The organism is Dyadobacter beijingensis DSM 21582, assembly GCF_000382205.1.
Lineage (GTDB): Bacteria > Bacteroidota > Bacteroidia > Cytophagales > Spirosomataceae > Dyadobacter > Dyadobacter beijingensis.
The window spans coordinates 390,677-403,593 of sequence record NZ_KB907791.1 but is presented as its reverse complement, the minus strand read 5'-3'; the positions used below and the strand labels follow the sequence as shown (position 1 = coordinate 403,593).

Genomic DNA, 12,917 nt, shown 5'->3' with positions numbered 1-12,917 from the left:
TATATTGCATATATGAAACGCTTCTCATACTACGTGCTCGATGTCTTTACAGCCGAAAGATACAAAGGTAACCCGCTTGCAGTTGTTCTGACGGATTCAGATTTGGCAGTTGATACCTACACGGACATTGCCCGTGAATTTGGCTACTCCGAAACTTCGTTCATCTATTATTCTCAAAAGGACAATGCATTAAAGGTGCGCTCCTTTACCCCTACTGGATTTGAAGTTGGTGGCGCGGGGCACAATTTGCTGGGCGCGGTCGCCGCTGCCCTGCTGACTGGGATGGATATTTTCTCCCAGCAGCCAGGAAAGCAACATGTGCTTATGAAAGACGATTTTATCGCATTGCATATTGACCACACCAACCGTGATGCTCCGATTATTGGTATGCGGCAAATTCCCGCAGTGATCAAGCAGCAAGTACCAAAGGAAGATGTTGCACGCGCCCTTTCTCTTGGCACTGAACAGGTTTCTTGGCAACAGCTTTCCCCAGCAGTAGTTTCCACCGAAGCCATTCATCTAATGGTGCCATTAAAAGATGCCGCCAGCCTCAGCGCAGCGAAAGTCGAAAAAAAGGCTTTGATTCAGATCGCCGAACTGTATGGATTTGAAGGATTTTACTGTTTCACCTTTCTGGAAAACGATCCGCGATACCTTCTGCAGGCGCGATTCTTCAATCCAGGCATCGGGATCGACGAGGACCCGGCAACCGGTAGTGCGGCTGGGCCGTTGGCAGGCTACCTGTTGCAAAACGGTTATGTGAGACCGGCAACTGACTATAAAATTCTGCAAGGTGCCCAGATTGGACGACCATCAGTTATCAATTTCAATGCGGCACCCGAGGGCATATGGATCAGCGGATCAGCCACCATCGTAATGGAAGGCCAAATTCGAATTTAATCCACTTGCGAAACGAGTCTAAAAAACCAATAAAGGATATTCCGCTACTTTACTGCACTTCATCTGATCATTTCTTTGGTATTTCATGCCAAAACAGCATAACAACTCCCCTGCCGAGAGAACTGGAATCGATATGCCCTTTCAGTTTCGATATCTACCACAACCAGCAATACAGCCACACTTGCACCTAAGGATTGTATCGTTCAATTTCTTTCTGATTGCCTGTTTTTCCGTCTCGGTTTTCGCCAGCATAAGGGCGTTACGAAAATGTACCTGCGCTTTTTTATCGTCGACGCCTGTGTAAAGCTCGCCCAGGAGCAATTCGCAGAAATGATTATCTTTCAAATCCAGTTTTTCCGCTTCCCGGATCGCCGGTCTTTTACCATGCACTTTCGAAAATGCGTAAGTGCGATTTAAAGCCGCTGCCGGGGTATAATGCAGCTGCAAAAGCTGATCATAACACTGTAAAATATTCTCCCACTTTTCAGAGGAATCTTCCTTGACGGTATGCCAGTAGGCAATCGCGGCTTCCAAATGGTACCGCGATAACGCCAGGCCGCTGGCTGAGCTGCGCAGGAAATAGCCGCCCTTGCTGATCAGATCGCTATTCCAGAGATCGGTGTTTTGCGCTTCGATGTTCACGAGCTCCCCCTGGTCATCGAGCCGGGCATCGAAGCGGGATGCGTGAAAGCACATTAACGAAAGCAGGGCATTTACCTGTGGCTGATTGGTTTGCGGGTTTTCAATCAACATCATGCACAGCCTCATCGCTTCCAGGCATAGGTCGCGTCGCAATGCTTTGTTTTTGCTTACCGAATAATAGCCTTCATTGAAAAGCAGGTAAATCGTCGTCAGCACCGGTTCCAGCCTCGCTTCGACCTCCGACGGCTCAGGCGGCTGAATCCTGATGCCGACCTGACGCAACTTTTCCTTCGCCCGCAGCAGGCGTTTGTTGACAGTATCTTTGTTTGTTTGAAACGCATCGGCAATTTCTTCGATTCCGAAGCCGCACAAAATCCGGAGCGAAAGCGCGATCTGGGACTCGGCCGGGATAGCCGGATCGCAAATCGCAAACATCATTTGCAGCTGACTATCGATGATATTCTGAGCAGATAAGTCAATATCAGCCTCATCCTGAAAACGCTCATCTGCCCGGATGCCCGGCGCGATTTTTTCCTGCCAGAGGATGTTGCGGTGCAAGTGATTTTTTGCCTTGTTCTTGGCCACCTGGTACAGCCAGCCTACCGGATTCGGCGGAACGCCCTCGATGCCCCACGACTGCGAAGCGGTCAGGAACGTGTCACTGGCAATGTCTTCCGCCGCTTCGATTTCAGAGAAACCGAAGCGACGGCACAACACCGATACGATCTTGCGGTATTCGGTCCGGAAAAGATGCGGAATGAGATCTTGCATGAACCATCAACTTACCGGGTGTACCGCGCTGATCTTCCTTACCTCCATGCTGTTGCCCTCTCCTTTCAGTATCGGACAAGCGCGCGCGAGCTCGGTCGCCTCATCCAGGCTGGCCGCCCGGATGATAATGAAACCGGCGATAGACTCCTTGATCTCGACGAAAGGTCCGTCCGTAACCGCGTCGTTGAACCCGACGACCCTTCCCTCCGTGGAAAGCCCCTTGCCACCCGCGAACTTGTTCTGCGCAGCAATCCCTCCTACCCAATCCTGGTACTGCTTCATATAAACCTGCATTTGCTCCGGCGAGGGCTGGGCGTCTTTGGTGAGTAGGTCCAGACGCATGAAAACAATGTATTCTTCCATTTTAAAGCGTTTTAAGCATTAACAGGCACATAATTGAGCAACACCACCCCGCTCCCGAAAGTCCTGGTATCCACCAGCTGCAGGTCCAGCTTGGATTTCATGCCGGAAAACAGCGGCTTACCACCACCGAGGGCCACGGGGTCGATCATGATACCATAGTGGTCGATCAGCCCTGCATCGGCGAGCTGGGCAACCAGGCTGCCGCTGCCTAATATCGTCATTTGCACATCCGGATCGGCTTTCAACTTTTTGATTTCCCCGATCAGGTCGCCTTTGATCAGGTCTGTATTTTCCCAGTCGGCAGACTCCAATGTAGTCGAGAACACGATTTTCCGGGATTCATTCATGCCTTTGGCAACTTCGGGCATGGCTTCCAGCGCGGCCGGGGACGGCCACCAGCCGGCCATCTGTTCGTAGGTAATCCTCCCAAAAACCAATATCGACTTTCGCCCCTCCATCTGTTCGGAAGCGAACCCACTTTCTTCCCCGCCATGCCGGTGCCAGCTGACGCCGTCTGCCGCGTCCTTGTAAAATCCGTTCAGGGTCAGAAAATTAAATGTACTTAAGGTTCCCATTTTTGTAAAATTTTAAGTTTCAAAATCATTTTCAACACTACTACAAATGAGTTTGACGGAATAAGACATGATCCTTAAAAAACTTGGAAAATACGAACCCAGTATTGACAAACGGCAACAGTCAAAGCTGTGCAATGTCGGCTGCCACGACGCCAAGATCGTCGTTGAACTGATGCCCGCCGGTAGTAATTTCGCGGAAAGTTGCCCAGGGAAGATGTTGCTTGTAAATCGCGAATTGTTCAACCGGGACATCCTCATCGTCAAGGCAATGATAAAGGTACAAAGGTATCCGGCGGTCAATCTGCCTTGCGAAATCCGGACGCAGTTTAAATGGTTCCACCCAGTCCTCGGTTCCCTGCCAGAAAGGCGTTGCTATCAGGAAAATTCCGGCAATTGTTCGCGTGACCTCAGTTTCTGAAAGCGCTGCCAATAGCATCGAAGCCCCGAACGAATGCCCTACCAGTATGACACCGTCCTCGCTGCCGGCTATGGCGCTGCCAATCTGCCGTCGCCTTCCCAGATCCGGTGATCCGTCATCGGGCAAAAACGGATACTGAACGTCAAAAGATGAGCCCAGGTGCGCTTTCAGTGAGTCGACCAGCTTTTTGTCGGCCTCAAAATCCCCTTCTGACCCGCCGCCATGAAAAAAGATTACTTGCTTTGTCATCATGATTGAATTTGAAAGGAACTTCACTATCGGCTCATTTTTCCGCGTTCCATATACTGCGCCAAATTATCCAGGGTCGAATTCATCCCTGCAAGATGATCGTCGGGACTAATCCCGGGAGGCACATGCTCAGCGATGATCGTAACCTGAGTACCGTCACCGGCACGGCTTAGCGCATAGGTCATGGTCATCACACCTGCGAAATCAGGATTGTCGGACACAAATTCAACCGATTGAACAACGCATTTTCCGGGCGACAATTTAAGGAATGACCCTTGCGCTATATCCGACGCGTCGGACGATTTCGCGAATTTCGCCCCGAGATCCGGGTGGTCATAGCTAAGGGTGATGCGGTATTGCCCTCCCTCCCAGGGTTCAAATTGATTGATCCGCGCCCGCATATTCCGCGGGGGCAGCCAGTGCGCTAGTGCTTGCGGGTCGATGATGGCGCGGTAGATTTCATCCGCAGAAGCCTGCACTACCTTCGATGCGATGTCTTTTCTGGTTGTTTCCATGATGAAGTGTTGAATTATATTCATCAAAAATAGGAAATCTGGTCGCCTTTAGGGCAGGCAAATTCAGCCATTTAAGAGGGGCATCCGCGCCATAGCCGGAGCTTTTTGCAGTAACACAAAGACTTCAATAAAACAAATCAACCGAGTGAATGTGCATTAGTCAACCCTGTCCTGGCTTTTCACCCGATTCCCATTCTAGGCCGAAAAAATGGGACTGCCTCCAAAAGGAAACAATCCCATCTACAAGCGCTACGGTAAAATGAAACAACCAGTACCTAAACGCGCACGATAACTTTTCCTGCCGTTTTTCCAGTTTCAACCTGCCGATGCGCGTCAGCCATCTGATCGAAGCCGAATGTTTGAGAAACGTGTGGTTTGAGGATTCCCTGTCTCAGCCAATCGGCAATAATGGCCATGTGCACGCCATTGGAATTCACCAGAAAGAAGAGGCTATTGACTGCTTTAGCTTTCGCTTTTTCAGTTACGCTTTCACTTAGTCCCGACGGGATACTGATCACGGTCGCCCCGGCATCGACGACCGCCAGCGATTTTTCGAAATTGTCGCCGCCCACAGTATCCAGTACCATGTCGAACCTGGCGACGCTGTTTTGCCAGTCGTAACCACGGTAATCAATATGTTCATCCGCACCGAGTTGGCGCACAAAATCTTTGTTTTTGGCGGAAGAAGTCCCGGTCACGATAGCTCCAAGGTGCTTGGCAACTTGCACAGCGAAATGTCCGACACCACCTGCAGCCGCATGGACCAGGACTTTATCACCGCTTTTCACATTGGCATGGACCACCAGCGCCTGGTAGGCTGTCAATGCCGCCAAAGTCGCGGAAGCAGCCTCTTCGTGGGAAACATTGGTGGGCTTCAAAGCCAGTTGGTCGGCGGGCGCAGCGACGTATTCTGCGTACGCCTTCGCGTGCCCAGGAAACCTGACCATCCCAAAAACTTCATCGCCCACGATAAAATTTGCCCTGCCACCGGCCTCGACAACGACGCCACTAATGTCCCAACCCAGAATGAGCGGCTGATCACTTTTAAGAAGTTGGTAAACACCGTGTCCCGCCCGGACTTTTACATCTACCGGGTTGATGCTGATCGCCTTTACCTGTACCAGCACTTCCTTTTCTGAAATGACCGGCTTTTCTATTTCCGTGTAAGTGAGCTTGTCGGCACCACCAGGTTCATTGAGGATGATCGCTTTCATATATTGCTTGCTTTTGTTTGTCAGAGGTATTTAGACAGGTTTAGCTCAACGTCTCCGTAGGTCTGCAAGCCCTGGTCGAGCAATGTCTTGATCCTTGTCCTGGCTTCGGGTTCGGTCAGGGATTGGAAAAATGCAGTTTGGGTTTCCATGATGTGCTCGTTCCGTGGAAGAACAACCCGCTCGTTCATCGTTGCCTTGATTTTGCTTATAATTTTCAAATCAAACGAGGCAATGCGGGTGGCGAGGTTGTCAACGAAGGCGTCCAGTTCGCTATCGGCAAATGCCCGGTTGATCCAGCCGTATGCCGCAGCGGTTTCCGCATCAAAATCCTCCCCACCTAAAATGATTTCCAATGCCCTGGCTTTTCCCGTCAACAAAGGCAGGCGTTCCAGTCCGCCGCCGCCAGGAAATGAGCCGATCCCGATCTCTACCTGGGCAAAAAGGGCTTTCTCCTTGCTAGCAAACCGCATGTCGAAAGCCTGGACGAATTCGCTTCCCAAGCCTCTGGCGCGACCACGGATCGAAGCAATGCTTACAAAGGATGCCTGCTCGAGACGTTTGGCAACATCCGGCCAGGATTTGGAAAGACCGGTTTTACCTTCGCCTTTCGGGAATTCGAAGATGTTGACCAATTCCGCATGAGCCACATAGAATTCCGGGTTAGCACTTTCGAAAACGACCACTTTTAGCTGCTCGTTAGCCTCCAGTTCATCCATCAACGTCCGCAGCTGTGTTGAGAATTCAGGATCAAATACATTCACAGGCGGATGGTCGATGGCGATCTTCCAATAGTTTTCATTGATTTTTTTAGTAGTGAAAATCATGGTTTTGCAGGTATTAGATAAGATTCATTAAATTTGCTTGCAATTTGCAAGTGTAAAGGTATGTAAAATTACTTGCAAAATGCAAGTGGAAATTTCATGAAAGAAAACAACAGAAGATCAGGCTGCCCGGTAAGTTCTTCGCTGGACATCTGGGGCGACAAGTGGTCGCTGCTGATCGTGAGGGATTTAATGTATTCGAAAGAGCGCACTTACGGGGAGTTGCTGCGCTCGGAAGAAAAGATTGCCACCAATATTCTGGCATCGAGGCTTTCGACGCTGGAAGCAGCGGGAATTATCTCCAAATTGGAGCATCCCGAAAGCAAAGCCAAGGTATTGTACCGCCTCACCGACAAAGGGATAGACCTGCTGCCAGTGATGATAGAAATCTATCTCTGGGGAGACAAATATTTCGAGTTATCAGAAACCCACAAGGCTTTTCTAGCGGAAGTGAAGAAGGATAAGGCAGCTTTTTTGGAGAGGGTGGTGGCTAAGCTGAGGCAGCCTTAGAGACCAGAAAGTCAATGGCCGATTCCATGCTATATTTATTTTCTTATCTACTCAATTCAACCTGATCACCATGATTTTTTCCGTACGTGCGAGCACGTCCATCTCATGACAGCACTTGAAAAAATCGGTCTGGGCGGAAGCTGTCATTGGTGCACCGATGCCATCTTTCAATCATTAAGAGGCGTGCTCCATGTTAGCCAGGGGTGGATTGCCTCCGATGATACCCCAACCCGATTTTCAGATGAGATCCAAATACAGATCTGCCGTTTATACATTTTCTGACGAGCAATTTTCCTGCGCAAACCAGGCGATTGATAAGCTTCAGGCGGATTTTGATCGAAGGATTATTACGAAGGTAATCCCATTCATATGTCCCCGGAACATCAAACGCACGTCGCTCATTTCGTCGCCGAAGTCTTTGGCGGGGAGAAATTGTATACCATGCTAGACAATGGAAGCCATGCGTCGATGATAGGAAAACACATCGGCAAAATGCTTACGGAGGAAAAACGGCAGCGTTGGGTGCAGCTACTGTTACAAACGGCTGATGAAGTCGGCCTAAAAAGTGACCCTGAATTTCGCTCTGCATTTGTGGGATATATTGAATGGGGAACAAGGCTGGCTGTCATTAACTCGCAGTTGACAGAAAATCCGATAACCGAAAGCGAGCCGATGCCGAAATGGGGATGGGGTGAAACTGGGGGGCCTTACATGGTTGATGACCCAAAATAGCAGTCAACTGACCATACGAAGAATTTAATAATCCTATTTAGAATATAGACAATGTCAATTTCTTTTCAGTAGTTTGCGCCCTCAAAGAGAAACGATCTCAGTGGGCCCCCAATTTAAGCAGATCAGAAGAAATCGATATTTGGCAGCAGTTCTCGTGTTGCTTTTGACGGGCCGTAGCCTATATGCACAATCTGGTGACAGTTTAAGCCGCGAAGTGATAATCGACTTTGAAGTGCGACCACGAGCTGAATACCGCGATAATTTCATGTGGACGCCTGCCGATACCGTCATGCCGGAATTATTCGCAACGCAGCGAAATCGCCTTAGCATTACATACCGTACAAATCGTCTCAGGCTCCACGCCTCTCCACAGGAAATCCATGTTTGGGGTAAATCTGGTCGATTCTCGGAGGTAGGCAACCTGAATTTTTTCGAGGCATATGCAGAGCCTAGCATTTCAAGGTACCTTTCTGTTCGGATCGGCAGACAAGCATTATCGCTTGACAATGGCAGAATATTTTCCGCAGCCCCCTGGGGACAGCAAAGCCGCTCGCATGAGGGAATCCGTTTCCTTTACAAAAAGAAGCTCGAAACAGATTTGACTATTGCCTTTACCAGGCCATATGCCAAACGTTTTGATCCAGCGTTTTCGCCCGTTGCAGCGCATAATTATAAATATTTGTTTGTCCACCATCTCAAACATAAACTGACAAACCAGTTTACTTTGACAACCATTAATGCCCTGGATGTATTTCGTCGGGCAACTGGTGATCAGCAATACTATCAGCGCGTCACCAATGGCGGGCGACTGGAATACAACCAAAAGTGGTTTTATGCAACGGTGAATGCGTACTACCAATACGGGCAAAATGCGGCGGCGAAAAAGATCAGGGCCTATTACGTTCAGCCGGAAGTCAGCGCGAACACTGGCAAAACCTTGTTCCGGCTGGGTGCCGAAATACTGAGTGGAAGTAATACCAGAACTCCGGGTAATGTGTCAGCGTCTTTTGTGCCGCTTTACGGTGTTGCCTGGAAATTCATGGGTAATATGAATTTATTTACCCGGTTCCCTGCCGATGTGAACGACAAAGGTCTGGTTAATCCCTATTTGTTCATCATTCATCAGGCCGGAAAGAAGCTATCTCTTCGGGCGGATTCGCATTTATTTTACTCGCAATATCCGCTGCTCTCCGGCGAGCGGGCGATCGATGGGACTTATCTGGGATTTGAAAGTGATCTGTCCTTAAATTATAAACCGGTCAAAGCCTTGGAAATCATTTATGGGTTTTCTTTTACAATTACCGATAAACGCATGGAAGTGCTCAATAAAGTTCCGGATTCTGCGAAGGTGCCGGTCTGGAGTTATCTGATGATATCTTTTGCTCCGCGACTTTGGAGCCAGAAATGGTAAAAGCCTAAACCAAATCTGATACCAAAATCCTAATAAGAGCTGCCCTAAAATATGGCTGATCTATAATATCTATCTCTGAGCCAAAAAGCTACGTTGACCAACGCTATCAAGGCTGGTACTTCCACCAGCGGGCCAATCACACCGACAAATGCCTGACCCGAATTGATACCAAACACGCCGATAGCGACTGCAATGGCTAATTCGAAGTTGTTGCCAGAAGCGGTGAACGCAATGGATGCATTCTGAGCGTAATCAGCCCCGCGTGACCTTTCAACGCGGTCAGCCCGATGCGACTTAAACACCTCGCCCATGGGGCGCAGTTCTTGGCAGACATCGCTTACAGGTTTTCTTTAACAAAGTTCTCGGCGTACGCTTTCACCTGCTCACGAACGGCCCTGAATTCATTGATAACCTCTTCCTCAGTACCCGTTGCTTTGGCAGGATCGGGAAAGTTGTGGTGGAATTTCTTTGCGTTGGTAGGAAAGTAAGGGCAGCGCTCTTTGGCGTTATCACAAACCGTGATGACGAAATCAAAATCGATGTCGCCGTATTCAACGATATTATTGGATGTATGATGAGAAATATCGATCCCGTCTTCCGCCATGATCGCGATGGCTTTGGGGTTCACGCCGTGTGTTTCCACCCCGGCACTGTAAATGGTGGCTTTATCTCCGGCAAAATGTCTCAAATAACCTTCTGCGATCTGGCTCCGACAACTGTTGCCGGTGCATAGCACTAAAACTTTTTTCATGTTTACTTAATTGATTCCTATGGTTTTACTTCTGCGTTCCAACAAGTTGACCTTCCGCCAGACACCAACGATTTCTCGGCAAGTCATTTGTTTTATTGTAATATTGCGATTGATTTACTCAAAAAAATACCCGCTTAATTACAGCAGGTAACGCTTTCAAGGGATTCCAGCATGGAGCCGAATGCTTGCCGGGCCTCTTCCCATACCGGTGGGTTAATGCAATAACAAACGCGTGGCGGGTTGATTTCGCCCTGGATAATCCCAATCCGCTTCAATTCTTTCAAATGCTGCGAGACCGTCGCCTGGGCGAGTTCCAGTTCATCCACCAGATCACCGCAAACACAGGCTTTGCGGGCGATCAGCAGTTGCAAGATCGCCACCCGAGCCGGATGCGCGAATGCCTTCGCCAGGTCGGCAATGCGGTTCTGTTCTTCGGTGAATATTTCTGTTTTTGTAAGTCCCATAGTGCAAACATAAGACAAAAAATACAGATCGCAATATTGCGATCTGTATTTTTTCGGCCGATTGCATGGAATCTGCTTTGACGGGAAGCGTTGTTATTGGTACAGATCTTTCATTTAGAATATCAAATAAACGTCTGCGCTAAAATGGGAAACAAAAATGTCTTACTGGCAGCTAATGCCGAAGTAATGCGGGGTGACAACGGAGGATTTTTAGCGTTCTGTACAGATGTCTGGCGGTTTGAAGATGGAAAGATGGCTGAATTGACCGCATTTGTCATGGAGATCAAATAAAGTAAATCTAAAAATCTTTCCTAAACTAACCCTATTTAATGAGTCAGCCCCTAGTCGCCACCCTGTCAATTGACTCCACTGCCCAGGCGTATTTTGATAACCTACGAGCGCAGTACTTTCCAAAGGAAAGAAATTATCTGAATGCCCACCTCACGCTGTTTAACGCCTTGCCCGACGAGCCGTGGATTTATGACAAAATGCAAACATTAACCACCGGTCAGGCCGTATTCGAGGTAAATGCCGATCAGATTATTTCATTGGGCGGCGGGACGGCTTTTAAGATCGTATCGCCGGAACTGACTTTGTTGCATCGGAATTTGCAAACGCATTATCACGACTCTCTGACGAATCAGGATAAGCAGAAAAGAAATTTTCACATCACCGTGCAGAACAAGGTGGAGCCTGCCGTTGCGAAAAGCCTGCAAGCGGAACTCAGGTCGACCTTTGAGCCATTTTCTTTTACGGCAGAAGGAATTCATTTGTGGAGATACCTCGGCGGGCCGTGGGAGTTTGTCAGGACTTTCGGGTTCGACGGTTAGCGTTCGCGCAGTTATCCAAATTTGCTTTTCCAGTCGGTTTATAATCACCGGCCAGTACAACGGGCACTTCTTCTGACAGCAGATATTTCGCATGCTTCTTCAATCGCCTAAACCACGCCATTTTATAGTCGAACTTTGGCCCTGGCGCAGGGTTCCCGTTTGACAAATAAAGTCAACATACAAGCATCCTGCCGACGATAGCTTCGATATACCGGCTATGCAAATCACTGTGAGCCGACGGAATATTGCCATTCATTAAGAGGCTTGTCTTAAACCGAACAAAGGCACTGAATTAACCGACGGGTTTCTGGTCCGAATTGGCGAAATGTACCTGTCCCATCAACTTTTGTCCATTCTCTCCCACATTTCAGCCTGCCAATTTTGCATTCAGTTTAAGGGAAGCGGCGCGGTGCCGCTCCCCTCACTTCAACTCAATGCATAATGAAAAGACAACAGAACCGCACATTAGGTGCATTCGAAAAAACGTTTTGGCTGCTGGATCAGATTGATTCAAAAGACTTCTGCCTGGCCGCCGACATCTTTGGAACACAACCCGTTGAAAAATGGCGCAAAGCCATTGACATGGCTCAGCAACGCCATCCAAACCTTTCTGTAAAGGTGGTGCCCGACGAGTTGGGAAGACCCACCTTGCAGCATGCAGACAACCTGCATATTCCGCTCCGTGTGGTGCATGCAGAGCAGAACTATCGCTGGGAACAGGAAGTTGAAAAGGAGCTTTCCACCAGATTCAATACAGCCGAAGGCCCATTGCTACGGGTTGTTTTGGTTCAAAAGACAGACCGCACCGTCCTGATCCTGGCTGCAAACCATACCGTGGCCGATGGCACATCATTAAGCTATTTAACACGGGATATATTGCTTGCCCTTACCGGAAATGAACTAGCATTAATGGAACCGCAGGTGTCTAACGATGAAACCCTCGGCCTTGGGGAAGATGTGCCTGCGCAGGTCGTTGAGAAGGTGCTCGAACTGAAAATGAAGACAGATGTCGTGCACCCATTGGTTTCGTCGCACCGCTTTTCTGAAACCACAACCCACAACCTTTTGGAACGCGCAAGGCAGGAAAATACAAGCGTTCATGGCGCCATTTGTGCGGCCGTGCTAATTGCTTCAAGAAAACTGCGTCCGGAATGGGACGGGACCAGAATGGAGCTGGTTTCGCCTGTTTGCACCAGGGCAGCGCTTGATCTGGACGATAACTTTGGGCTGAACATAACCACACAATCCGTGTTCTTTGAAAACCAGCGACATTTATCCTTCTGGGATTTGGCAAGGTTGGCGAAGGCCGGGCTCGGTGGGACCGGTTCTGCGGAATATACAACCGGCTATCTGTCGTTTTTCCGGGACCTGGTTTTCGGTCACAATGATATGCAGCAAATGCTGGACGCATTGAAACAGGCATTTAACCATCACATTATGGTCACTAACCTGGTGCGGGTGAGATACAAGACTGAGTTCGGGCCGTTGAAGCTCGAAGCCTTGTATGGTCCGATGGTTCGGTCGGGAAAGGGAATGGAGCAGACGATCGGCGCATTGACCACGAATGGTTCGCTGGGCCTGACCAATACTAGCGATACACCGATTCCTGGCCTGCTTGATGAAATGGAGCGAATTCTGGAAAAGGCTTGTCAGGAAAATGTGACTGCTAAGACAGCATGTTCTCTTCAATAAGCTTCCGCAAGCACTGGTCATTCTGATCGCCCCACGCACCGATCGCACCGATGACCGGG

General features: G+C 49.1%; 17 protein-coding genes and 1 pseudogene. 8 read left to right on the top strand and 10 right to left on the bottom strand.

Annotated elements, in window-relative coordinates; translation table 11 throughout:
• The first annotated feature begins 12 nt into the window (after positions 1-12).
• The gene (locus tag H144_RS0127895) at positions 13-900 is read left to right on the top strand and encodes a PhzF family protein (protein WP_033403406.1); all 888 of its coding nucleotides are present in this window, start codon (positions 13-15) and stop codon (positions 898-900) included.
• A 141-nt stretch (positions 901-1,041) separates the two neighbouring features.
• On the opposite strand, the gene H144_RS0127890 is transcribed toward H144_RS0127895, so the two are convergent.
• The 7 genes from H144_RS0127890 to H144_RS0127860 form a co-directional block, all read right to left on the bottom strand.
• Positions 1,042-2,313 (bottom strand): RNA polymerase sigma factor, encoded by a 1,272-nt coding sequence (locus tag H144_RS0127890; protein WP_019945419.1) that lies wholly within the window; start codon positions 2,311-2,313, stop codon positions 1,042-1,044.
• A 6-nt stretch (positions 2,314-2,319) separates the two neighbouring features.
• Positions 2,320-2,676, bottom strand: coding sequence for a YciI family protein (locus H144_RS0127885; RefSeq protein ID WP_019945418.1), 357 nt, complete (start codon positions 2,674-2,676; stop codon positions 2,320-2,322).
• 11 nt (positions 2,677-2,687) lie between these two features.
• Positions 2,688-3,251, bottom strand: a complete 564-nt coding sequence (locus H144_RS0127880) for a dihydrofolate reductase family protein (protein ID WP_019945417.1) — start codon at positions 3,249-3,251, stop codon at positions 2,688-2,690.
• 121 nt (positions 3,252-3,372) lie between these two features.
• The gene (locus H144_RS0127875) at positions 3,373-3,945 is read right to left on the bottom strand and encodes an alpha/beta fold hydrolase (protein ID WP_229208015.1); all 573 of its coding nucleotides are present in this window, start codon (positions 3,943-3,945) and stop codon (positions 3,373-3,375) included.
• Positions 3,945-4,433, bottom strand: coding sequence for an SRPBCC domain-containing protein (locus H144_RS0127870; protein ID WP_019945415.1), 489 nt, complete (start codon positions 4,431-4,433; stop codon positions 3,945-3,947). The genes H144_RS0127875 and H144_RS0127870 overlap by 1 nt, the downstream gene beginning before the upstream one ends.
• 275 nt (positions 4,434-4,708) lie before the next feature.
• Positions 4,709-5,647 carry an NADP-dependent oxidoreductase gene (locus tag H144_RS0127865; protein WP_019945414.1) on the bottom strand — a complete coding sequence of 313 codons (939 nt, stop codon included), beginning with the start codon at positions 5,645-5,647 and terminating at the stop codon, positions 4,709-4,711.
• A gap of 20 nt (positions 5,648-5,667) precedes the next feature.
• Entirely contained in the window at positions 5,668-6,471 is an 804-nt protein-coding gene (locus H144_RS0127860; RefSeq protein WP_019945413.1) for an enoyl-CoA hydratase/isomerase family protein, read from the bottom strand.
• 96 nt (positions 6,472-6,567) lie between these two features.
• Between H144_RS0127860 and H144_RS0127855 the strand changes: the two genes are divergently transcribed.
• The 4 genes from H144_RS0127855 (at position 6,568) to H144_RS0127845 (ending at position 9,121) form a co-directional block, all read left to right on the top strand.
• Entirely contained in the window at positions 6,568-6,978 is a 411-nt protein-coding gene (locus H144_RS0127855) for a winged helix-turn-helix transcriptional regulator (RefSeq protein ID WP_019945412.1), read from the top strand.
• A 105-nt stretch (positions 6,979-7,083) separates the two neighbouring features.
• Entirely contained in the window at positions 7,084-7,260 is a 177-nt protein-coding gene (locus H144_RS35180) for a peptide-methionine (S)-S-oxide reductase (protein WP_211220714.1), read from the top strand.
• An 87-nt stretch (positions 7,261-7,347) separates the two neighbouring features.
• The gene (locus H144_RS32645; protein WP_019945411.1) at positions 7,348-7,710 is read left to right on the top strand and encodes a group II truncated hemoglobin; all 363 of its coding nucleotides are present in this window, start codon (positions 7,348-7,350) and stop codon (positions 7,708-7,710) included.
• Between the two features lie 139 nt (positions 7,711-7,849).
• Positions 7,850-9,121, top strand: coding sequence for an alginate export family protein (locus H144_RS0127845; RefSeq protein WP_229208014.1), 1,272 nt, complete (start codon positions 7,850-7,852; stop codon positions 9,119-9,121).
• Between the two features lie 44 nt (positions 9,122-9,165).
• Here the strand turns inward: H144_RS0127845 and H144_RS0127840 are convergent.
• The 3 genes and pseudogenes from H144_RS0127840 to H144_RS0127830 form a co-directional block, all read right to left on the bottom strand.
• Positions 9,166-9,381 (bottom strand): annotated as a pseudogene (locus H144_RS0127840) (arsenic resistance protein); the annotation flags it as partial.
• 77 nt (positions 9,382-9,458) lie between these two features.
• A complete protein-coding gene (locus tag H144_RS0127835) occupies positions 9,459-9,872 on the bottom strand; it encodes an arsenate reductase ArsC (RefSeq protein ID WP_019945408.1) in 414 nt (137 codons plus the stop codon).
• A 134-nt stretch (positions 9,873-10,006) separates the two neighbouring features.
• Positions 10,007-10,336: an ArsR/SmtB family transcription factor gene (locus H144_RS0127830; protein ID WP_019945407.1), complete on the bottom strand. Its 330-nt coding sequence runs from the start codon at positions 10,334-10,336 to the stop codon at positions 10,007-10,009.
• Positions 10,337-10,480: 144 nt separating this feature from the next.
• Here H144_RS0127830 and H144_RS34660 point away from each other — a divergent pair, with 144 nt between their 5' ends.
• The 3 genes from H144_RS34660 to H144_RS0127815 all read left to right on the top strand — a co-directional run bounded on the left by H144_RS34660 (position 10,481) and on the right by H144_RS0127815 (position 12,858).
• Positions 10,481-10,627, top strand: coding sequence for a hypothetical protein (locus tag H144_RS34660; protein ID WP_019945406.1), 147 nt, complete (start codon positions 10,481-10,483; stop codon positions 10,625-10,627).
• A 38-nt stretch (positions 10,628-10,665) separates the two neighbouring features.
• Positions 10,666-11,166, top strand: coding sequence for a 2'-5' RNA ligase family protein (locus H144_RS0127820; protein ID WP_026351050.1), 501 nt, complete (start codon positions 10,666-10,668; stop codon positions 11,164-11,166).
• 441 nt (positions 11,167-11,607) lie between these two features.
• On the top strand, positions 11,608-12,858 hold the full coding sequence (locus tag H144_RS0127815) for a phthiocerol/phthiodiolone dimycocerosyl transferase family protein (protein WP_019945404.1): 1,251 nt from the start codon (positions 11,608-11,610) through the stop codon (positions 12,856-12,858).
• Positions 12,859-12,917 lie beyond the last annotated feature (59 nt).

Bases quoted from the DNA above. Each gene is read 5' to 3' on its own strand.
- H144_RS0127820 (WP_026351050.1), top strand. From the start codon at position 10,666: ATGAGTCAGCCCCTAGTCGCCACCCTGTCAATTGACTCCACTGCCCAG.
- H144_RS0127860 (WP_019945413.1), bottom strand. From the start codon at position 6,471: ATGATTTTCACTACTAAAAAAATCAATGAAAACTATTGGAAGATCGCC.
- H144_RS35180 (WP_211220714.1), top strand. From the start codon at position 7,084: ATGACAGCACTTGAAAAAATCGGTCTGGGCGGAAGCTGTCATTGGTGC.
- H144_RS0127870 (WP_019945415.1), bottom strand. From the start codon at position 4,433: ATGGAAACAACCAGAAAAGACATCGCATCGAAGGTAGTGCAGGCTTCT.
- H144_RS0127885 (WP_019945418.1), bottom strand. From the start codon at position 2,676: ATGGAAGAATACATTGTTTTCATGCGTCTGGACCTACTCACCAAAGAC.
- H144_RS0127855 (WP_019945412.1), top strand. From the start codon at position 6,568: ATGAAAGAAAACAACAGAAGATCAGGCTGCCCGGTAAGTTCTTCGCTG.
- H144_RS0127815 (WP_019945404.1), top strand. From the start codon at position 11,608: ATGAAAAGACAACAGAACCGCACATTAGGTGCATTCGAAAAAACGTTT.
- H144_RS0127895 (WP_033403406.1), top strand. From the start codon at position 13: ATGAAACGCTTCTCATACTACGTGCTCGATGTCTTTACAGCCGAAAGA.
- H144_RS0127865 (WP_019945414.1), bottom strand. From the start codon at position 5,647: ATGAAAGCGATCATCCTCAATGAACCTGGTGGTGCCGACAAGCTCACT.
- H144_RS0127835 (WP_019945408.1), bottom strand. From the start codon at position 9,872: ATGAAAAAAGTTTTAGTGCTATGCACCGGCAACAGTTGTCGGAGCCAG.
- H144_RS34660 (WP_019945406.1), top strand. From the start codon at position 10,481: ATGGGAAACAAAAATGTCTTACTGGCAGCTAATGCCGAAGTAATGCGG.
- H144_RS0127880 (WP_019945417.1), bottom strand. From the start codon at position 3,251: ATGGGAACCTTAAGTACATTTAATTTTCTGACCCTGAACGGATTTTAC.
- H144_RS0127890 (WP_019945419.1), bottom strand. From the start codon at position 2,313: ATGCAAGATCTCATTCCGCATCTTTTCCGGACCGAATACCGCAAGATC.
- H144_RS0127830 (WP_019945407.1), bottom strand. From the start codon at position 10,336: ATGGGACTTACAAAAACAGAAATATTCACCGAAGAACAGAACCGCATT.
- H144_RS32645 (WP_019945411.1), top strand. From the start codon at position 7,348: ATGTCCCCGGAACATCAAACGCACGTCGCTCATTTCGTCGCCGAAGTC.